At 34.9% G+C, this 22,292-nt stretch carries 20 protein-coding genes and 1 tRNA gene; all 21 read right to left on the reverse strand.

Annotated features, from left to right (window positions below; translation table 11 throughout):
* Nucleotides 1-3: 3 nt before the first annotated feature.
* Nucleotides 4-930 (reverse strand): signal recognition particle-docking protein FtsY, encoded by a 927-nt coding sequence (gene ftsY, locus GXZ13_02215; protein ID NLX74654.1) that lies wholly within the window; start codon nt 928-930, stop codon nt 4-6.
* Entirely contained in the window at nt 927-1,565 is a 639-nt protein-coding gene (locus tag GXZ13_02220; protein NLX74655.1) for a hypothetical protein, read from the reverse strand. The genes ftsY and GXZ13_02220 overlap by 4 nt, the downstream gene beginning before the upstream one ends.
* Before the next feature lie 114 nt (nt 1,566-1,679).
* Nucleotides 1,680-2,183 (reverse strand): hypothetical protein, encoded by a 504-nt coding sequence (locus tag GXZ13_02225; protein ID NLX74656.1) that lies wholly within the window; start codon nt 2,181-2,183, stop codon nt 1,680-1,682.
* On the reverse strand, nt 2,122-2,871 hold the full coding sequence (locus GXZ13_02230) for a hypothetical protein (protein NLX74657.1): 750 nt from the start codon (nt 2,869-2,871) through the stop codon (nt 2,122-2,124). Before GXZ13_02230 ends, GXZ13_02225 begins: the two co-directional genes overlap by 62 nt.
* Nucleotides 2,864-3,484 (reverse strand): dTMP kinase, encoded by a 621-nt coding sequence (tmk, locus tag GXZ13_02235; protein ID NLX74658.1) that lies wholly within the window; start codon nt 3,482-3,484, stop codon nt 2,864-2,866. Before tmk ends, GXZ13_02230 begins: the two co-directional genes overlap by 8 nt.
* 172 nt (nt 3,485-3,656) lie before the next feature.
* A tRNA-Sec gene (locus tag GXZ13_02240) sits at nt 3,657-3,753 on the reverse strand.
* Nucleotides 3,754-3,823: 70 nt separating this feature from the next.
* Complete coding sequence (locus tag GXZ13_02245; protein NLX74659.1) at nt 3,824-5,128, reverse strand: thymidine phosphorylase; 1,305 nt, start codon at nt 5,126-5,128, stop codon at nt 3,824-3,826.
* 2 nt (nt 5,129-5,130) lie between these two features.
* Nucleotides 5,131-5,955: a purine-nucleoside phosphorylase gene (locus GXZ13_02250; protein NLX74660.1), complete on the reverse strand. Its 825-nt coding sequence runs from the start codon at nt 5,953-5,955 to the stop codon at nt 5,131-5,133.
* A gap of 49 nt (nt 5,956-6,004) precedes the next feature.
* Complete coding sequence (locus tag GXZ13_02255) at nt 6,005-6,913, reverse strand: tyrosine-type recombinase/integrase (GenBank protein ID NLX74661.1); 909 nt, start codon at nt 6,911-6,913, stop codon at nt 6,005-6,007.
* Nucleotide 6,914: 1 nt separating this feature from the next.
* A complete protein-coding gene (locus GXZ13_02260) occupies nt 6,915-7,460 on the reverse strand; it encodes an NUDIX hydrolase (GenBank protein ID NLX74662.1) in 546 nt (181 codons plus the stop codon).
* A 20-nt stretch (nt 7,461-7,480) separates the two neighbouring features.
* A complete protein-coding gene (gene fmt, locus GXZ13_02265; GenBank protein ID NLX74663.1) occupies nt 7,481-8,404 on the reverse strand; it encodes a methionyl-tRNA formyltransferase in 924 nt (307 codons plus the stop codon).
* 2 nt (nt 8,405-8,406) lie between these two features.
* The gene (def, locus tag GXZ13_02270) at nt 8,407-8,901 is read right to left on the reverse strand and encodes a peptide deformylase (GenBank protein NLX74664.1); all 495 of its coding nucleotides are present in this window, start codon (nt 8,899-8,901) and stop codon (nt 8,407-8,409) included.
* Nucleotides 8,902-9,023: 122 nt separating this feature from the next.
* Complete coding sequence (locus GXZ13_02275; protein ID NLX74665.1) at nt 9,024-10,553, reverse strand: S1 RNA-binding domain-containing protein; 1,530 nt, start codon at nt 10,551-10,553, stop codon at nt 9,024-9,026.
* 17 nt (nt 10,554-10,570) lie between these two features.
* Complete coding sequence (gene ispH, locus GXZ13_02280) at nt 10,571-11,404, reverse strand: 4-hydroxy-3-methylbut-2-enyl diphosphate reductase (protein NLX74666.1); 834 nt, start codon at nt 11,402-11,404, stop codon at nt 10,571-10,573.
* A gap of 13 nt (nt 11,405-11,417) precedes the next feature.
* Nucleotides 11,418-12,359 (reverse strand): tRNA (adenosine(37)-N6)-dimethylallyltransferase MiaA, encoded by a 942-nt coding sequence (miaA, locus tag GXZ13_02285; protein ID NLX74667.1) that lies wholly within the window; start codon nt 12,357-12,359, stop codon nt 11,418-11,420.
* Complete coding sequence (locus tag GXZ13_02290; protein ID NLX74668.1) at nt 12,356-14,089, reverse strand: hypothetical protein; 1,734 nt, start codon at nt 14,087-14,089, stop codon at nt 12,356-12,358. Before GXZ13_02290 ends, miaA begins: the two co-directional genes overlap by 4 nt.
* Entirely contained in the window at nt 14,079-16,658 is a 2,580-nt protein-coding gene (gene mutS / locus GXZ13_02295) for a DNA mismatch repair protein MutS (GenBank protein NLX74669.1), read from the reverse strand. The genes GXZ13_02290 and mutS overlap by 11 nt, the downstream gene beginning before the upstream one ends.
* Nucleotides 16,659-16,664: 6 nt before the next feature.
* Entirely contained in the window at nt 16,665-17,075 is a 411-nt protein-coding gene (ruvX, locus tag GXZ13_02300; GenBank protein ID NLX74670.1) for a Holliday junction resolvase RuvX, read from the reverse strand.
* Nucleotides 17,076-17,078: 3 nt separating this feature from the next.
* Nucleotides 17,079-19,730 carry an alanine--tRNA ligase gene (alaS, locus tag GXZ13_02305; protein ID NLX74671.1) on the reverse strand — a complete coding sequence of 884 codons (2,652 nt, stop codon included), beginning with the start codon at nt 19,728-19,730 and terminating at the stop codon, nt 17,079-17,081.
* Nucleotides 19,731-19,753: 23 nt separating this feature from the next.
* Entirely contained in the window at nt 19,754-21,034 is a 1,281-nt protein-coding gene (locus tag GXZ13_02310; protein ID NLX74672.1) for an amidohydrolase, read from the reverse strand.
* A 2-nt stretch (nt 21,035-21,036) separates the two neighbouring features.
* The gene (locus GXZ13_02315) at nt 21,037-22,284 is read right to left on the reverse strand and encodes an adenosylhomocysteinase (protein NLX74673.1); all 1,248 of its coding nucleotides are present in this window, start codon (nt 22,282-22,284) and stop codon (nt 21,037-21,039) included.
* Nucleotides 22,285-22,292 lie beyond the last annotated feature (8 nt).

Raw genomic sequence — 22,292 nt, forward strand, 5'->3', positions numbered from 1 at the left:
ACACTATGTATTATTCGCATCTAAGAGAGTTTCAACAAAAACTCTGGAATTAAAAAGTTGTAAATCTTCAATGTTCTCTCCTAATCCTACGTATCTGATTGGCAACTTTAATTTGTCAGCTATTGAAAGGACAACCCCACCTTTTGAAGAATTATCATATTTTGTAAGCACAACACCTGTAATTGGTATAACCTTGTTGAAGGTTTCAGCTTGCAAAAAACCATTTTGTCCTGTTACAGCATCAAGTACAAGGAAAACTTCAGATGGTTCTCCGGGAGCTTCTCTCTGTATTACACGATAAATCTTAGCTAGTTCTTCCATTAAATTTAATTTGGTGTGTAACCTCCCTGCCGTGTCAACAAGAACTATGTCGTCTTTAGACGCCTTTGAAGACATAACAGCATCGTATACAACAGCAGCTGGGTCACTATCTTGTTTTTGAGCAACCAGCCTGATAGATACTTTAGAGGCCCATGCTTTTAATTGGTCGATGGCAGCAGCTCTAAAGGTGTCTGCTGCTACCAACATCACCTTGTGTCCTTCATTTTTTAATTGAGCAGCTAATTTCCCTATAGTCGTTGTTTTACCGCTACCATTTACTCCAATAAAAATTACAAAGGCAGGGTGTGAATTAAGTATTAGAGGTTCTCCCATCCTTGGTATTGCATCAAGTAAATTAATAAGTAGCTCTTTAAAATGTTTCTTTAGTTCAGATGTTTTGGAAATCTTACGTTCAATTACAATATACTTAAGTTTGTTTATTAAGGATTCAGTTAAATCTATTCCTACGTCACCAATTATCATTTCTTCTTCAAGCTCTAGCCAAAATTCATCTGTTACTGGGTCCTCAGAAAATAAGTTTGCAATGCTTAATGACCACTTATTTCTAGTTTTTAAAAGCTTTTTTGATAGATCTGAAAAAAGTTTCATATTTTATTTTCCTGTTTATTTATGTTTTTTCTATTTTTTTTATTAATTTTTCTCTTACTTCTATTTTTTTTAAATTTCGTATATTTGGGATTCATTTTTGTTGGTGCTTCTGTTGCTGTTTCATCGCTTGTGCTATTTGGGGAAACATTATCACTTATTTTATTCGCAACAGGTTTTATAATATTTTTTAAGCGATGTTTTTTTCTTTTATTTGCACTGGAAGCAGCTCTTTCTTTAAAATTTAAAGGCTTATTACTGTTGTTGTCTGAATTTTCTCCAATAAGCAAATTAAAATCGACAACTGGTTTCTCAGAAAGATTTGTTAAATTTTCTGAATACTCGTCAACAATCCACTCTTCTCCAGATAATAGGGTAGATTTAAATTCTTCAAACTTACTAATGGGAACTTTAATTTCCCCTTTTCCAGGCACAAAAGAACGAACATTTTCTTTATGTAATTCAATCCCGGTTATTACAACATTACCAGTTGGCGTTTTAATTTTACTGCCAGGGTTTGGTAATTTTTTCCATATTTCGTGATAAACATCATGTTCAAAACTCATGCAACACATCAGTCGCCCACAGATACCAGATATTTTAGCCGGATTTAAAGCCAAGTTTTGTTCTTTCACCATTTTTATGCAAATTGGTGCAAACTGATTTAGCCAATAACTACAGCAGCAAGATTGACCACATGGCCCTATTCCTCCTATAACTTTAGCTTCATCCCTTACTCCAATCTGTCGAAACTAAATTCGCGTTTTAAATTCTCTTGCTAAATCACGAACATAAGCTCTAAAATCAATTCTCTGTTCAGATGAAAAATAGAAAAATAATTTACGTTTATTTAATAAAAACTCAACATCAATAAGTTTCATGTCAAGATTGTGTGGAAGAGCGATATCTATTGCTTTTTTAAGAATTTCTTTTTCATCTTTTCTATATGACTTTGCTGTTTCAATTTCTTCGTCTGTAGCATTTCTTAGGAACTTTAAGTCTGTTACGACAGGTTCAGTTGTTTTATTCGATGAATCTCCATGCTCTGAAGCATTTCTTAAAAGCCTGTATTTTGCTTCTTGTTGGTTTGTTATAGAACCAACTATTAGGGCAATTTCTTCACCTCTATATGATTCGGTTACAACGGATGTGCCCTTTTCTATTTCTTTTTCATACTCTATAAAACCCAGGTATCTAGGTTTCCCATAAACTGCTAAATGCTTGTTCAGTTGAAACTCCCTCCTTGAGGCTGCCATATATTATATCTTGTGTCATAGATACTGACAGCCGTTTATGCCTTATTATTTTTAATATTGATTCAAGTTTTTCTGCTTCAAAAAAAAGTTTCTTATTTAATAAATCATTTATCCAGCCTTCAATTTCCAAATACAATTCCTCATTGTTTTTTTTCTTGGATAACTTAATCCAATGAATAAAATCTTCAGTTGTGCCAGGAAGTCGACTTGTTAAAACTATATCACTTGGGAAGTCAATATGTATCAGTGTAACTCTGCTTTTTATTGTTGGAATAAAATTGTCCTCTTCTGATACTAACAATATATATCCATGTTTGGGCGGTTCTTCCGTTAATTTTAAAAGACTATTAGAGGCCTCTTTTGACAATTTATTTGCTTCCCATATTACGGCTAGTCTGTATTTAGCCTCTATAGGGAACAATGCTAATTCGGACCTTAACGTTCTACACTCCTCAATTGAAGGAGGAGAAAAAGTTGTTCCTGCATTTATTAAATCTGGATGTTCAATATCATTTAAGCTTTTGTCATTTGTTAAAAGAAGTCCTGCAAATTTACGAACAAACAATACCTGCATTGATGATGGAACAATAACAGCCAATGTTTGAGGACACCTATCATTGTTTATAGAATCTGCAACCATTCGCCACCCTGCAGACTTTTCTAAAGCGAATTCAAAATCATTAATCAATAAAATACCCTCTTTGATTTAACGAATATATTACTTTTTTAAATATAGCATCACTATTGCCCAAAGACGCGTCTATCGTTATCCATCTAGAAAAATCACTTTTTGCCAAAGAGACGTATCCTTCTCTTACCCTCTTCATGAACTCTTCTCCCTCAGACTCAAAAGCGTCGAGCTGTCCTCTGTTTGAGACTCTCTGTTCACTTATATCTGGATTAAGATCGAGAAATAGGGTTATATCAGGAACTGGGAAACCCGATTCAACGGCCAATGAATTCAATACTTTTAGCGGAAGTCCTCTTCCCCAAACTTGATAAGCTAAAGTTGAATCATGGTATCGTTCACAAATAACTATCGTATTTTTATCGAGAGCGGGCTGAATTATTTTTGCTATATGTTCACATCTATCTAACATAAAAAGATAAGCCTCGCTCCAAGGATGTTGTAAAGCGCCACAAATAACCATTTCTCGAAGAATGCTACCATTATCCCATCCTCCGGGTTCATAAGTTAATAAGATCTCTTTATTTGAGTATTTTTCTTTAAGCCAATCCGAAAGGAGCTTAGCTTGAGTTGTTTTGCCTGAGCCATCAATACCTTCAAGTGTTATAAACAAAATATCACTTCCTTACAGGCTACAATAATAACACATTTTAGGTTTTTAAATATTAGTGTAAATCTAATTGTAATGTGATATATCATAAAAAAAGTGTTATGACTTTCTGTCATAACACAACAATTGTGGCCGAATTACATATAATTAAAAACTCTTGAGTTTTTAATTTTTATGGCGGAGGCGTGTGCGAATCGAACACACCGAGACTGGAATTACCAACCCCCATCGGATTTGAAGTCCGTGTCCAGCACCAGCTGAAACTCGCCTCCATAAATTGATTCTACGATTTTTATCAATCTGGATAGAAGGATAACAGATTAAAGAAAGAAAAACAACAGTCTATGAGATACAATCTGCTATTAAGATAAAATCTGATGTTTTTGGGGATATTTCGAAGCATGAGGGCAAATAAGGCATAACACTTTTTATTTGTTTTTCATTATTGTAATACACTTCAAGAACCGTATCGTTTTTGAAAATTGGGCAGCCAATTTTACGCATGAGCCTAATAGCTACTGATGAATCTATAGAATCTTCTTTCTTCATGCGTCCTCCACCAAGAGATCTAAGTGCTTCGCCTATGAGTTGAGCATCTAGTTTTGAAATAAACCCATCTCTATTGGACTTAATTTCATGTTTATATTTGGTTAGCGGAAAAATTGAATTCGGATTGGTGACTATACTTGCATCACCTCCCTGAGCCTTGATAAGATCTCTAAACTTTAGTAAAGCTTTTCCATTATTTAATGCTTCTTCACATAAACTATAGCCTTCAGTAACGGTTTCACATACATCTGCTATTTTAAGCATATTCGCTCCAAGAGCAAGGCATATTTCTTTCGTATCTTTTGGTCCTTCTCCACTAAGGACTTTAATTGCCTCATAGATTTCGGCAGAATTACCAACAAACTCACCTAAAGGTTGATTCATATTGGTAATTAGTGCGGTACATTTTTTCCCCATTTTTTGAGATGTAGCTACTAAGTTTTTGGCTAGTTTTTGTGCATCTTTTTTGTTTTGCATAAAAGCTCCAGATCCAAATTTTACATCAAAGACAAACCCCATGGCACCTCCCGCTATTTTTTTACTAATTATACTACTAGTTATTAGAGGTATAGATGGTACCGTTCCAGTGACATCTCGTAATTTATAGAGTATCCCTTCAGCCGGAGCTAATGTCGTTGAGTGTCCTGATATAGCACAACCAAGTTCTTCGACTTGACGTTTAAAGTCTTTCTGAGAAAGGTTCAGTTTCATATTGGTAATAGATTCCAATTTATCAACAGTCCCGCCAGTATAACCAAGACCAGAGCCACTTAATTTAGAAACCTTTCCCCCACAAGAGGCTACAAGTGGTACTAAAATAAGGGAAGTTTTATCTCCAACACCACCGGTACTGTGTTTATCGACTATTTTAATATCATCTGAGTATTTAAATACTTCGCCAGAAAAAGCAAGTGCTTCTGTTAAAAAAATTGTTTCATCTTCCGTTAAACCATTTAAATATACTGCCATTAACCATGCCGAAAGTTGATAATCAGCAAACTCGGCACTCATGATTGATTTTACGAGATACTCTATCTCTGCTCTTGTATGAGTTCCTCCATCACGTTTTTTTTCTATAATTTTAATAGGATTAATAATCATCATAAAACAAGTTCTTTGAGTAATGCAGATATGATAGTATTTAAAGAATATGAAGTTTCTTTCATATTATCCATTACTTCTTGATGAGTTAATTTTTCTCCTGTTATTCCAGCTGCTGCATTGGAGACACATGATAAACCACAAACGCGTATTCCCATATGATTAGCAATAATCACTTCTGGCACAGTAGACATTCCAACAATATCGGCTCCTAGTAAACGAGCCATATTTATTTCGGCAGGAGTTTCAAAGGATGGCCCTGAGAATGCCATATAAGTACCTGTTTTTAATTCATTTTTTTTCTTTTTAGCTATGTTTTTTAAAATTTCTAATAATTTTTTATCATATGGATGAGTCATATCTGGGAAGCGTGTGCCAAATTCATCAAGATTCTTCCCGATCAGAGGATTTGTCCCCATAAAATTAATGTGGTCTTGAATAGCAACAATATCGCCCGGTTTCAAGTCGGGACTTATACCACCGGAAGCATTGGTAAGGACCAGTACCTTAATTCCAAGCACCCCTAGAACTCTAATAGGAAAGGTAACTTCTTCCATGTTATACCCCTCATAATAATGTACTCGACCTTGCATTACAACAACATTATGTCCTTGTAACATTCCAAAAATGAGACGCCCATTATGTCCAGAAACAGTTGAAAGGGGCCAATTCGGGATATCAGAATAAGACATGGTTTGTTTATTTTCTATATTATCAGCTAAAGCACCAAGACCAGAACCCAAAACTATACAAATTTGGGGAGGTTTTACAATCTTATTTTTTAAATATTCAGAAGTTTTAAATATTTTATCGTACACAAGCATTATTTGTCCTCCATTTTCGAAAATAAGCCATAAGATAGATAGTTATAAACTACGATCTTGGGTGATATTTATCATAGAAGTCGTGAATCTCAGTATCTAAGTGAGTATATTTCTCCGTGGTTAATATTGATGTATGTCCTAATATTTCTTGCAAAGTTCTTTGGTTCATGCCATTTCTTAGCAAATGGGTCGCAAAGGTATGTCTCAAAATGTGAGGATAAAGTCGAGAAGAAGAAATATTGGCTGCTTTGCCTCTTTTTTGGAGGATATGCCATAAAAATTCTCTGCGCATTTGTTTTCCTGTACGTGAAAGAAACAGCCATTCTAATTCTAATTTGTTCAAAGAAGGTCGTACCTCTTTTATATATCTCTCAGTAACCTTTCTCACCCCACCAACATATGGAACGGCCCTCTCTTTATCTCCTTTACCTCTGGTATATATAAGTCCATTGTGGTCATCTATATCTCTTAATTTTATATTGCATAACTCTGAAGCTCTAAGACCAACTCCATAAGCCAATTCAATAACGGCCCTATCTCTTGCTCCTAATAAAGTTCCATCTTCACAGACGTTTATTATTCTTTGTATTTCACCCTCAGTCATAATTTGAGGTATTGCAACACTTCTCTTTGGCAAAGGATCCAAAAGTGGCTGTATCTCTGAATATCCATCATATGCAAGAAACCGACTAAAAGAACTTAAAACGGCAGCATTCCTTTGTACGGTGTTTCTACTTTTGCCAGTTATAGATTGTTCAGTTAAAAAACGAGAAATACTGTCTCCGGTAAGATTAAGGGGAGGAATTTCATTTTTCTTACAATAGCAATACCACGCTTTTAGGTCCGAGGAATACGCTTTTAACGTGTTTTGTGAAGAAGCTCTCTCCAAAAGCATATAATCTTCAAATCTACTTAGTATAAGTAAAAATTTTTTATCTTTTTCTTGAGGTCGTGACATGTTATCTCCTTTTTTGAACATACCAATAACAAGCCAATATTGTTTTAGCGTCTTTTATGCTTCCCATTTTGATTTTTTCTAAAACATCATGAATTGAGTACCAAAAAACAGAGATGTTTTCTGCATCATCTTTATTTTGTGAAATGGTAGCCTTATAGTCTGAAACGTAATATAAATGGATTAATTCTGTAGAGAACCCAGGTGACGTATAAAAAGATAAAACCTTTTCAATATTAATTGCTTTTATACCAGTTTCTTCAAAAAGCTCTCTCTTCGCAGCTTCTAAAGGAGACTCCCCTTCATCTACTAATCCGGCTGGAATTTCTAGTGTTTTTGCATTTATTGCATGTCTATATTGGGAGACGAGACAGATTTGATTTTTTGGGTTCAAAACAACAACTGCCACAGCAGGAGAATGTTCTGCAATTTCTCTTACAATATTTTTTTTAAGTGTTGTTCGGATTTTATCGATACGTAAATTTAGTACTTTACCTTTATAAAGATAGTCTGAAGAAATTAAGTCTATATTTTTATTATCATACTGCATTTTCTTCGCTCCTAATAATGCTAATTAAATTTATCTCCTATTTGCATTCTACTGCCTCTAACCCATTCACTTGCTTTTTGCTCTCTTTTACCTTCCTGTTGCACCGTAATTAATTTTAATGCATCTTCTAAACACGCCACTATAGGCATACCACTTTCAAAACCAATTATTGAAGAAGAAGGACCACTTTTTTTTACAATTTCTGCTTCTTTAATAGCCAGTCTTTTACCATCTATAAAACAAAATGTTCCTGGAAAATGCTTAAATGCTCTAATTTTATTGTATAAAAAAGATGCTTTTTCATCCCAAGATAGTATTCCTTCACTTTTTTTAATTTTTGGTGCAAAAGATATATCATTTTCAGATTGCTCTGTAAAAATCCAGTGCTCAGGTGTTATTTTTATTATATGTTCAATTAATGCATGAGAACCTAATAATGAACTCTTTTTTAATAATGAGTAATAATCATCTTTTATGGATATTTCCATTTCTTTTTGTACTAGAATTGGCCCAGTATCCATACCTTCATCAAGTTTAAATACTGTAACAGCTGTGGTTTTTAGGCCATCTACAATTGCACGCTGAAGCGGAGAGGATCCTCTATAAGAGGGCAATTTTGATGGGTGTATATTTAAACAACCAAATTTTGGTAATGATAGCAAGGGTTCTTTTATCATTTGCCCAAAATCAATAACTAAAATAACATCAGGACTATTCTCATCTATCCAGTTAATGAGTTTATTATCTTCTGATATTACGTTGGTTGTTTTAAATGGTATATCAAGTTTTTCTGCCGTTTTTTGTACAGGAGTAACACAAAGTTTTAGACTTCTCCCAGCTTTCTGTGGTGTGTTGGTTATCACCCACTGCGGTTTAATGTATTGTGTTATGTGTTTTAGACATTCAGCAGCGAAAAAACCTGACCCACAAAATCCCAATTTCATTGCTACAATTCTTTCTGTATGTTTTTTGCTATTCTTTTTTTTATAAACTGTCGTTTAAGAGGAGAAACTCTGTCAATCAGTAACCTTCCAGAAAGGTGGTCAAGTTCATGAGAGAAAACACAGGCTAAAAAACCTTCAATCTCTTGTGTATGGACAAAAGCATTTTCATCTTGATAGCGTATTTTTATTTTTTCAGGAGAATTTACCTCTGTGTATATACCTGGGAAACTAAGGCATCCCTCTTCGTAAGTACACATACCTTTTTTCTCAAGTATTATTGGATTTATAAGCGTATATTTTTGTCCTTCATAATCAATAACAGCTATCATTTTAGTAATACCTATCTGTGGTCCTGCTAATCCTATACCTTCATTAGCATACATCGTATCCCACATATCAGCTAAATCTGACTTTAATTCTTCATCAAACTTCTCAACAATTTCGTTCTTTTCCCTTAATATCTTATTTGGATATGTCAGTATTTTTTTTATAGACATTTTTTCACCTCACATAATATTTTACGTTAAAATAAATATTATCTATATACATAATTGTAACAGAAAACCCCCATCTCCATACTGGATGTGGGGGTAAAGTTTATTACATATTTTTGGTATTCTTATTCTGGTTGTTTTAATAACTCACCAATAGTAACATTGACTTCTTCTTGTGGGAGATTATTATTGGTAAGTTTATTTTTGTTTGTTACAGAACGTCGTCCTCTTGTAGTATTAACCTGAGTTTTTTTAGCAGCTACCTCCTGAGAACTTTTCTTGGTTTCATTTAAAGAAACAGGAAGTAAAGTAAGACGAATACGACGTTCCGAAGGATTAATATCTATTATTCTAGCAGAGATTTCTTGTCCTTCGGTGAGAACATCTTGAGGATGCTTAATTTTTTCTTGGGAAATTTGAGAGATATGTATTAAACCTTCTAATCCCTCTTCTAATTCCACAAAGGCAGCAAAATCGGCGAGTCTAGCTACTTTTACTAAAACATCTTTGCCTTTTTGATATTTAGTTTCGATATTTTTCCATGGATCATTAAGCTGTTTATATCCAAGGCTTATACGGTTACGTTCCGTATCCGTTTCTAAAATACATACTTCTATCTCTTGTCCTTTTTTTAGTATTTCTTTAGGGTGTTTGATTCTAGTCCAGCTTAAGTTTCCAATATGGATAAGACCTTCTATGCCTGGTTCAATTTCCACAAAAGCACCAAAATCTGTTAGGTTAGTGACTGTCCCTTTGGCTGTTTTACCTTCTGTCCAACGCTCTGAAACTGTACTCCATGGATCTGTTGTAGTTTGTTTTATGCTTAAAGAGATTCTATTTTTCTCTTTATCAATTCCTATTACTTTAACTTTAACATTTTCTCCTTTAGACACGATTTCTTTTGGTTTTATATTGCGTTGCCAAGACAATTCACTTAAATGGACAAGCCCTTCCATTGCACCAAGGTTTACAAAAACACCGAATGAAGTAATGCTGCTTACATCTCCTTCTAAAACATCACCGACAGCTACCTGCTCATAAAATGAGTTGCGTATTTCTGCCATTTCTTCTTCAACAATCGTACGACGGGAAAATACAAGACGACGTTTACGGCGGTCTTTTTCAATAAGTTTTGCAGAAAACTCCTGTCCAATTAGTTTACCCGGATTTACTCCGCGACCTTCTTCTGCTAGGTGAGAAATGGGAATAAATCCTTCAATACCATAACTATTTACAATTAGTCCACCCTTTACTTTTCGTAACCCGGTGACTTTCAGTAAATCATTTTGAGTAGCTTCTAATTCAAGTTTATCCCAGCGTACATCAAATTCAGAACGCCACCTGCTAAGAGTTAGTTGAGCCTCTTCACCCTGCGAGATATTCGTTATCTGAACTCTTACCTTCGTTCCGTTCTGTGGCTCTTGAATGTCTTCAACAAGAACTCTATGTGTCCATTCTTTACGTGCAAGAAGCCCCTCGCATTTATAACCTACATCTACCAACCAGCCATCTTCACGTGTGTCAACTATAGTACCATCTACAACTTTTCCACGGTGAAAATCTCCCATAACGTCGTACTGCTGCATTATTTCTTCCATCGTTTCTTCTTTTACCGGTGTTTCTGCACCTTCTCTGTTAAGAAGCTCGTCAACCATACCCAACATCCTCCTGCTTACATCTTGTTTAATTTTTGTATCAATTCTTTTATCAGCCAATCAGGCGTACTGCCGCCGGCTGCAATGCCAATGCTTTCCTTTTTTAGCAACCACTCCTTATCAAGCTCACCCGCATGTTCTATCCATTTTGTTGGTACTCCCGCATCATCTGTAATTTCCACAAGTTTACGGGTGTTAGCACTGTCACGGCCACCAAGAACGAGCATTCCGTCTACTTTTGAAGCTAAACGGGAAACTGATTCTTGACGTTCTAGCGTTGCTTTACAAATTGTATTATATACCTTTATTTCAGGAGATATAGAAATAAAGGATGCAACCAGAGAAACAAAAGAGGATACTCTTTGAGTAGTTTGACTCAATATTCCACATTTTTTCCCAGTTAAATACTTGGGTATCTTATCAGAATCAGAAATTACAATAGCTTTACCTTCTACATAGCCAACTATTGCTTTAACTTCTGGGTGATCAGCATCACCTAATATTACCACTATATATCCTTCCTTGGAAAGAGTTCTTGCTCTTTCTTGAGCAGTTTTTACAAACGGGCATGTTCCATCTACTAAAAATGAACTACGTTGTTTAATTGTGTTATAAATTTCAGGTGTCACACCATGAGCACGAATAAAGGCAACAGCACCATATGGTATGTCTTTAGGATCGTTCACAACTATTAATCCAAGTTTATTTAAGCGTTTAATTTCCTGTTCATTATGAATAGGACTACCTAAAGAATATACTCTATCTGTTTTATTGAGTTCATCTTCTAGTGTTGAAATCGCTCTTTTAACTCCAAAGCAAAGCCCAGTGGGATTTGCAATATAAATTTTCATAATTTAATAATCCTCATTGACCTATATGTTCTTTCGTTTTATTTAAAATATCATCAAGCGTTTTAGTAGTTGTGCTAGTATCTAAATCGAACCAATGTATGGGTTCAAAATGTTTAAACCATGTCATTTGCTTGCGGGAGAAAGTTTTTGTATGTTTTATATCGTCATAAATTGCTTCTGAAAAAGAACAATGACTATTAAAAAAATTTATTAACTCTCTATACCCAAAACCTTGTAATGCTGATAATTTAGGTGAATATCCATTATTTAATAACCATTTAACTTCTTCTGGATATCCGCTTGCAAACTGTATTTTTACTCGCTGTTCAATATTTTTGTATAAAATTTTTCTAGAACGAATTAAACCTATATATAAAATATCATAAAGAGAATCTGTTTTTTTTTGATTTTTATACCACCAAGAAGCACTTTTATTAGTTATTCTATAAATTTCGAGACCTCTCATTATTCTCGTCGTGTCGTTTGGATGAATCCTAGCCGCCAATGCAGTGTCAATTTTTTTTAATTCTGTATATAAAGAAAACAAACCCTTAGAGTCTATTTCCTCTTCAAGCTCTTTTCTTACTGTTAAATCCTTTGGCAAATCTTTTGATAAGGCACCTGTGAGAGCTTTGTAGTAAAAGGGTGTTCCGCCTACAAGTAATGGAGTTTTTTTTCTTTTGCTTATTCTTTTTATTGCGTCAGTTGCATCTCTAGAAAAGTCTGCAGCTGAATATACTTGATCTGGATCAACTATATCTATCAGATGATGAGGTATTTCTCTTCTAATGCCTTGATCTACTTTATCTGTACCAATGTTCAAATAGCGGTAAACTTGCCTTGAATCAACAGAAATAACTTCAGCATTTATTCGCTTGGCAAGCTCTAAGCTAATTTGTGTTTTACCAACAGCTGTAGGTCCTATAATCGCAATAAGTTTTTTCTTGTTTTTCATCTATTAAACCAGCCTTCTATCTTTTTATTTTCAAAAATTATTATTGAAGGCCTTCCATGAGGACAAGAAAAAGGATCTTTAATACTTCCAAGTTGTTCTAAAAGAGATAAGGCTTCTTCTCTAGTAAATACTTGTCCTAACTTGACCGCATCCCTACATGCTAAGCGTGCCATTCTCCACCAAACTTCCATGTCTCTTTTCTCCGGTGCACATTCAAGATCAATCCCCTTTAGCACAGAACGCAACATTTCAATAGGTGCGATATGTCCTTTGCCACGTATCAAAGGTACCCCTACTAATTTATTCTTACTTATTTCAAAACCATATAATAACAATTCGTTTGTTCTTGATGTAATTTCGGGCAGTAATGCTTCGGGAATATCTTGAGGTATAGTTAGTTTTTGTATCTCAATGGTCTCATTAAAATTACTTACAATTTCTTCGTACAATATTTTTTCATGAGCTGCATGTGGATCTATAATAGCGAGTGCTCCAGGAAAATCAAAAAGAAGAAAACCTCTTGCTGTCTGCCCTATATAGTTTTTGTCTGCTGTAAAAGACCAATAGGAAGAGGTGTCATTTGATTTGTTTAATTGTATCTGTGATGAATATGATTTTTGCGTGTATACGCTGCTTGGTTGAATTTCGCTGTTAATATCAGATGTAAAAAAAGAGGTATTTGTGTTGAAGTTTGATGCAAATCTATCGTAATTAGTTGACAGCCCTTCAATGCTTATTGGTTTTATTAACTTAATGTCCTTATCCATAGAATATCGATCTAGAAATATATTTTTTGTACAAGAGTGAACAGCTTTAAAAATCTCCTGTGTATTGCGAAAGCGTACTTCTTCTTTTGTTGGATGCACATTAACATCTATCTCTGTAGGTGGGATATCAATTAAAACTAACCACTCTCCATAAGCCACTGAGTCTCCCGAACAAATAGCAGCTCTGACGGTCACATCTTGTACCTTGCGTTTATTTACAAAAAGAGAAATTATCACTCTTCTGCTATCAGGTATTGGATTCCACCAGGCTTTAACTTCTACCATATTAAGTTGGGCTTTAGAGCTATATATTTGAGTGTCATCCCCCCATCTTTTTCTTAAGGCAAGAAGAGTGTCTTTAACTGGTATGTGTTCTAATATAATTTTATTATCTGAATATATTCTAAAAGTTTTTTCGGGATGTATTAGCGCATAGTCATTTACTGTTTGGATAACCCTACGTAATTCAGCTGATGCTGATTTTAAAAATTTTCGTCGTACAGGAAGGTTAAAAAAAAGATCATCCACTTGTATTCGTGTGCCAGGCTTACAAGGAATTAAAGAGTGAAGTATAACTTTTCCAGCTTCAGTTCTTATTACTCCTCCCTCATCTATATTCGCCTTTCTAGATCTTATTTCCATGCGACTTACACTTGCAATGCTTGCTAAAGCTTCACCTCTGTAGCCCAATGTCGATATGTTTTCTAGATCATCCAATTTCTCAATTTTGCTTGTTGCATAACGTTCCAATGCAAGCGGTAGCTCTTCAAAAAGTATTCCTACTCCGTCGTCCTCTATTACAAAAGAGTTTTTTCCACCTTGCTCAAGTCGTATTATAATTTCTGTTGCAGAAGCATCTATAGAATTTTCTATCAATTCCTTTGCTACTGAAGAAGGACGTTCTATAACTTCTCCAGCAGCAATTTTCGTTGAAATTTCTAAATCAAGTTTTTTAATTGTCATCAGTTAACGCATCCTTAGTTTTTTCTTTAAGTTTATACAAAAAATCAAGGGCTTCCAATGGAGTTATTGAATCCGGATTAATTGCACATATTTCTTCAAGAATTATGTCTTTTTTTATGTCAAAAAGTGTCATCTGATTTTTTTTGTTTGGGACATCATATTCCTTTTCTATTTTTTTTGTTTCAAACTGTTTTAATAACTCTTCTGAACGTCTTAAAACTGTTAATGGTATTCCTGCTAGCTTCGCAACCTCAATGCCATAAGATTTATCTGATGGAGAAGAAATAACTTTATACAAAAAAGTAATGCCGCCACAAGTCTCCTCTACTGCCATGCTAAGATTTACTGTTCCTGGCAAGATTTTTGGCAATTGGGTTAGCTCGTGATAGTGTGTGGCAAACAACACTCGTGCTTGACGACTTTCTTGGCTGTGTAAATACTCAATTATTGACCACGCTATACTTAATCCGTCATAAGTTGACGTTCCCCTACCAACTTCATCTAAAATAACTAAACTTCTTTCAGACGCAAACCTTATAATATTAGCTGTTTCCACCATTTCGACCATAAACGTGCTCTGTCCTCTAGACAGCTCATCCTTGGCTCCTATGCGGGTAAATACGCGATCTATTAAGCCTATTTTTGCGGATTCTGCAGGAATAAAAGATCCCATATGTGCCATTATAGCGATTAGGGCTGCTGTTCTCAAATACGTAGATTTACCAGCCATGTTAGGGCCAGTAATAATTGCGATTCTTTGATCTGAATCAGGACTAAAATTATAATCGTTTGGTGTAAAAGGCTCAGAACCGAGAGCAACTTCTATTACAGGATGTCTCGCGTCTTTTATTAAAAAATCTCTACTTAAATCGATTACTGGGCAAGTATATCCTCTTTCAAAAGCTATATCTGCTAAAGAGATAAGCACATCTATAGTCGCTATAAAATCTGAAATTTCTTGTATTGCTTTAGTATTTTCCATAACTTTATCTATTAAATCAATGTAGACTTTTTCTTCAATCAGAATCATTTCTTCTTCTGCCATAAAAACTTCTTTTTCAAATATCTTAAGTTCTTCTGTAATGTAACGTTCAGCAGAGACAAGAGTCTGTTTTCTTATGTAACGCAAGGGTGCTTTCTCGACGCTGCCTTTAGGTATTTCTATAAAATAACCAAAAATTCTATTTACACCTGTTTTTAGTGTTTTAATACCAGTTTTTTCCCTTTCTTCTTCTTCAAATTTAGCAAGCCAAGAACTCGAGTCATTCATACGCTCTCTCCATTTATCAAGTTCTTTGTTATATCCAGTTCTTATTGTTCCGCCATCACGGACAAAACGTGGGACACTATCAGATAATGCTTCATTTAATAATTGGGATATATTTGATAAATCCGAGAAGGGGCCCCACTTAGATAACACATCAGATGAATTGATTAAATTTTTTATTATTGGAACAGCTTGAAGAGTTTGTTTAATAGCGAGTAAATCAGATGGAGAACCAAGGTTTAAGGTTAATCTACCTAGGGATTTGGCCATATCCCTACATTTAGGAAGAATGTTTTTAATTTTTTCTCTTAAATCATGGTTATTTATTAAACTATCAATAGAATCTTGCCTAAATTTAATTAGTTCTATATCTTGAAGTGGTGCTAAAATCCATTCTTTTAGTTTCCTATTACCCATAGGCGTTTTACACTTATTGAGTGTTGAATATAAAGATATATTATTACTATCAATAAGCTCGAGATTGATTTGAGTTGCCCTGTCCAAAATTAAATTTTCATTTGGGTGGATAGGAATAATCGCAGAAATATGATTAGCTTGTGCAAATTGCGTTTCTTCAAGATAGCGAATAGCAGCATAAACTACACCAATAACAGGGTCAAAATCATCAAATCCCATTGAATTTACTGTTGTAATATTCAATTTGCGACATAACCATGAGGCAGAATTTCTTTCTGTAAATTCCGATTTGTCACGTTCAACAACACTAATTTTTTCATAATCCTTTAAGAATATAGATGAGCGTTCTTTTTGGCTTTTAGATATAACAATTTCATTAGGAGCAAAGGAAGATAAAAGAGAGAAAGCTTGATCTTCTTGAAATGTTCCGGCTTTAAGCACACCACTTCCTGATTCCAAAAATGCCATTAATATTTTACTTTCTAAAAAATAACATGCAATTATTCTTGCATCATTGTCTGCATTCTCAGGAATCCAAGTGCCAGGAGTCACAACTCTAGTAACACTTCTTTTAACAATCGTTTTTCCATCTGGCTCGGTCATTTGCTCGCAAATAGCTACTCTGTAACCAGCGGATACAAGCTTGCTTAAATAAGAATCTACAGCGTGATACGGAACGCCTGCCATTGGAATAGCATTTTTTTGGTCTTTTGATCGAGTAGTTAATACTATATCTAATTCAGCAGATGCAGTACGTGCGTCATCAAAAAATAGTTCATAAAAATCTCCTACGCGGAAAAAAAGAAGGCAATCAGGGTATTTTTTTTTCCAATATATATACTGCTTTAACATCGGAGTTATTTTTATGTCTTCAGATAAACTCAATAAATACTACCTCATTCTGTCTAAATAGCTTTGTAATATTAATGTTGCTGCGATTTTATCTATTTTTTGTTTTCTAGAATATCTAGAAACATTTGCTTCTAAAAGCGTTCTCTGTGCAATGGATGTAGTGTAACGTTCATCAATAAATTCAATTTCAATATCGGGAAATTCTTCTTTTATCTGACTGGCCCACTCTCTCATTTTTTTAGCTTCCGGTCCTTCTTTCCCATCCGTTCTTTTAGGCAAACCAATTACAAGCTTTGGGTTATTATATTTATCTATTATTTTTTTTAATTCACTTAACCAGTTTCCCTGGGCAGATAAGACGGCTATCCCTTGTGCAAAAATCCCCAAAGGGTCACTTACTGCAACGCCTATTCTTACGCTTCCAACATCAAGTGCAACAACCCGTTTCAATAGCTATGCCTCACCTGTCATTTGATCTTTAAAAATAGAAGGAATTTCTGATAAAAATTTATCTAAGCTTTGAACATTCTTTGTTCCACCTTGTGCAAGTGCAGGGTTGCCTCCTCCTTTTCCTCCCATGTTCTGAGCTATTTTTTTTAAGAAAGTTCCTGCGTGTGCACCCTTTTTTACGGCATTTTCTGTTGCCATTGATATCATAAAGACTTCTCCACCATCTCCTGTAGCAAAAAGGACAATCATGGCTGTTTGAAATTTTCTCCTGATGGAATCTCCTATTTGACGGAGTAAATCTGGAGTTAGATTTGTATACCTTTCTATTATTAAATCAACTTCTTTTTCTGTTGTTATTGGTTTTACCTTATTTTCAATATCTATGGTAAGAATTTTAACCATCAAATCTTTATTTCTTTTTTCGAGCTCTTTTTTTTCATCAAGGATTATTTTTAACCTCTTAACTACCGTATCAGGCTCTTCGTTTAGAATACTTAGCATTGAAGTAAGAGTGTATTGACTTTTTTGTATATACTCTAAAGCAGATAGCCCTGTAACAGCTGTAATCCTTCTAATGCCAGAAGCAATACTTTCTTCTTTTATTATTTTAAAAAAGCCAATTTCACCAGTATTGCCTACATGTGTTCCTCCACAAAATTCTAGAGAGAAACCCTCTATTTCAAGGACTCGCACCTCTTCTTCATATTTTTCATCGAATAGTGCCTTGGCTCCTGTTTTCTTTGCATCTTCAAAACTCATAAGAGAGGTTTTTACAGGTAAATTATTTAAAATCTGTTTATTTACAATTTTTTCTACTTCGTCTATTTCTTCTATTGACATGGGAGTAAAATGATTAAAATCAAATCGTAAAAATGTTGAAGTTACAAGTGAACCTGCTTGACGGACATGCTCTCCTAGTACTCTACAAAGAGCCTCGTTTAGAAGATGTGTTGTAGTGTGATGTCTCTTTATACTATTTCTTCTTTCTAGATCTACGGATGCCATAATCTTCATATTAGGCTTGATAAAACCCCTTTTTACCGAGCCTTTGTGAACGATCATATCTTGTGCTGGATAGTATGTATCATACACTTCGAATGTAAAGGAAGCTGTTTCTATAAGGCCAGCATCACCAATTTGCCCCCCACCCTCTGCGTAAAATGGTGTTTTTGATAGTATAAGCTCGGCAGGTTCCCCAGTTGATATGGTTTCTCTTAGCTCCCCTTCGCTTATAATTGCAAGTACTGTGCTCTCTATGCTTGTTTCTGTATATCCAACAAAATCTGTACCACCTAGTTTGTTTTCTAACTCTGTATATATTGTTTTGTTGATTGTGTTAGTGCCTTGTTTGCTAGAAGCCCTCGCCCTATCGCGTTGTTTTTGCATTTCCCAATCAAACTCTTTTTTATCAACAATAATTAAGTGTTCATCACATATTTCTGCCGTTAATTCTATTGGGAAACCAAAAGTATCGTACAATGTAAATGCCACTTTTCCAGATAGTACTTTTCCGCCTTCATTCTCAATTTTTTTAATTTCGTCATAAAGATGTTCATTGCCTTGTATAAGTGTTTTTGAAAACCGTTCTTCTTCAACTGTTAATATCTGTTCTATGGCAGAAGATCTTTCATTGAGTTCATCGTATTCATTACCCACAGACTCCCTTACAGCGGGTAGTAACTTTGATAAAAAAGGACTTTGAATTCCAAGCAACTTTCCATATCTTGCACTTCTTCTTATCAATCTCCTTAGAACATATCCCGGACCATCATTAGTTGGCAGCACACCATCAGCTATCATAAAAGCTGATGCTCGTATATGATCCGATATTATTCTTACAGATAAATCTTTTTTAGCATCTGTACCATATTTAACCTTAGCTAATTCGCATGTTTTATTAATAATATTTATAAACAAATCAGTTTCAAAGTCACTGCGTGTTTTTTGTACTATCGAGGCAAGTCTTTCAAGCCCCATTCCTGTATCTATGTTTTTCTTAGGTAATAAAGATAACTTACCATTTTCATCACGATTATATTGCATAAAAACCAAATTCCAAACTTCAAGATACCTGTCACAGTCACAGCCTACGAAACAATTCGGTTTTCCACAAGAAAATTCAGGACCCTGGTCGTACATTATTTCAGAGCATGGTCCACAGGGGCCTGTTGGGCCAGCAGCCCAAAAATTATCATCATCACCTAGACGTACGATTCGGTCATTCGCTATCCCTACATCTTTGCTCCAAATTTCATAAGCCTCATCATCATCTAAATAAATAGTTACATAAAGTTTATCCGGATCAAGACCTATTCTTTCAGTAAGAAATTCCCATGACCACGGGATAATCTCTTTCTTGAAATAATCGCCAAAACTAAAATTTCCAAGCATTTCAAAAAAAGTATGATGTCGAGCAGTGCGTCCCACATTTTCTATATCATTTGTTCTAATACATTTTTGAGATGTAGTAGCTCTTGTTACTTCCGGTGTTTTTATTCCTAAAAAATAAGGTTTAAAGGGAACCATACCAGCTATAGTAAATAACAGAGTTGGATCCTCAGGTATTAACGAAAAACTTTTAAAACGAGTACATCCCTTTTCTTCAAAAAAACTAAGGAATAATTCTCTTAATTCCTTACCACTTCTATATTGCATATAATATGCCTCCCGCAATAAAATTATTTATTTATTAAGCTTTCTCTTGCCTTTATCGCTCTTTTTAAAGTTTTATTCCTATCTATTGTTTTAAAAACTCCCTTATCATAAAGTATATTGCCTGCAACTATTGTTTTCTTTATATCTTTTGAAGATCCTGCGTATACAATAAAGTTAGGCAAATTTACCAAATCCCAGCCAACATAATGTGCTTGATCAAGATCAATAAGTATCATATCGGCATTGTATCCTTCTTTGATCAAACCAGTGTTTTTAAATCCCATAGCCTTAGCTCCATTAATTGTTGCCATCTTCAGAACCTCAGATGCAGTTACTGTTGTAGAATCTTGTTTATTGCCTTTGTGGATAAGAGCGGCAAACCTTATTTCTTCCCATATATCTAATTTATTATTGCTTGCAGCACCGTCGGTGCCAAGCGCTACTGACACTTTATTTGCTAATAATTCTGTAAGAGGAGCAAAACCCGAACCAAGTTTCATGTTGCTCTTCGGGTTGTGTACAATAGTTATATTATCTTTATTGTAAAAAGAAGTTTCTGTATCTTTAATCCAAACTCCATGTGACAATAGAAGAGACGGCACCTCTATCATTCCCGTTTCAATCAAATAATCTTCAGGTGTAGTTTTATTTCTCAGGCCAGATAAATCCCATTCTGTAGAAGTTTCTAACCAATGTAACTGCACACCTAAGTTTGTTTCTTTAGCAACACGAGCAATGTTCTTCATAGATTGAATAGAGACGGTATATGGTGCATGTGGCCCCAAACATACTGTTAAAAGTTCATTTCTACCATGAAAATCGCTTGCCAGCTTAAGATTCTCTTTTAACTTACTGCCATCATTGTCATTTACAATCCCACGAGAAAGACAGCATCTTATTTGCGCGTCAAGAGCGGCTTCGGCAACTTGGTCCATAAAAAAATACATATCTGCGAAACTAGTTGTTCCTGTTGCCAACATCTCCATTATTGCAAGGTCTGCTCCAGCTCTGACAAGTTCAGGGGTCAATTTGTTTTCAAGAGGCCATATTTTCTTTTCAAGCCATTCCATTAATGGCAGCTCTTCAGCGACGCCTCTCAAGAGTGTCATTGCAGCATGTCCATGAGCGTTAGAAAAGCCTGGAATAACTGCTGTTGTTCCCTTCCCGTTAAAGACTACATTCCTATTTGCAGTATTAGGAGGAAGAATGTTTTTAATAACTTTCCCTTCAGTAACAATATCACAAGGCAAAGCTTTAGACATAGAGGAATCCCATGCAATAATATTTTTATAGGTTTTATACATAATTACTCTCTCCAACTAGCTATATATTCTTCTTGTTCTGGTGTCATTCTTTCAATTTCCACTCCTAATGTTTCAAGTTTTAAAGAAGCTATTTCCTTGTCTAGTTCTTCAGGGACAGGGTGTAATCCTGGAGATAATCTATTTTGAGACATATAAAGAACAGACAAAAGTTGCATTGCAAAGCTAAGGTCCATAATTTCTACAGGATGACCGTCAGCTGCAGCTAAATTTACAAGACGCCCCTCTCCCAAGACATGTAAATTCTTCCCATCCGCAAGAATATATGTTTCTATATTATCTCTTGTTTTTCTTACTTTTGCTGCTATTTTTTTTAGGTCTGGGATACATACTTCAACATCAAAATGTCCTGCATTTGTGAGCAAAGCACCATCCTTCATGTTTAAAAAATGTTCTTTTCTTATTACTTTAATATTACCGGTAACAGTAATAAATATATCTCCAAGTCGTGACGCGTCATTCATGTTCATTGTCTCATATCCATCCATTAAAGCCTCTAAAGCTTTATGTGGATCAATTTCAACGACAACAACACGTGCCCCTAAACCTGATGCTCTACGTGAAACACCCTTCCCGCACCAACCATAACCAACAACAACTACTATTTTACCTGCAACTATAAGATTTGTAGTTCGAAGTATAGCATCCCAAACAGATTGACCTGTGCCATAGCGATTATCAAATAAATGCTTACTTCGTGCGTCATTTACTGCCAACATAGGAAAGGGCAATACTCCTTCACTTGCCATTGCTTTAAGTCGCTTAATTCCTGTTGTAGTTTCTTCACACCCTCCTAATATTTCAGGAATAAGCTCTTTATGTTCTCTTATAATCATTGAAATGACATCTGCCCCATCATCAATAATTATATTAGGATGCCAAAGCAACACATTTCGTAAATTTTCATTGTACTCATCTGTTGTCATGTTATGTTTACTAAAAACGTGAATGCCATATTCAACTAGAGCTGCACATACAGGGTCTTGTGTAGATAAAGGATTGCTACCAGCTGCCACAACAGTTGCACCTAATTCATTAAGCACTTTAAGTAAACAAGCCGTTTTGGCTTCAAGATGAAGACAAGCTCCAATTGTAATTCCTGCAAGAGGTTTTTCTTCCTGTTTTTTTTCAGCTAATAACTTGAGTACCGGCATATGCTCCCAAGCCCAATCTATCTTGATATGCCCTTCTTTTGCTAGTGTTATATCTGCTATATTAAATTCATTTTTCATTACAGTAA

This window comes from Synergistaceae bacterium, assembly GCA_012728235.1.
GTDB lineage: Bacteria > Synergistota > Synergistia > Synergistales > Synergistaceae > JAAYFL01.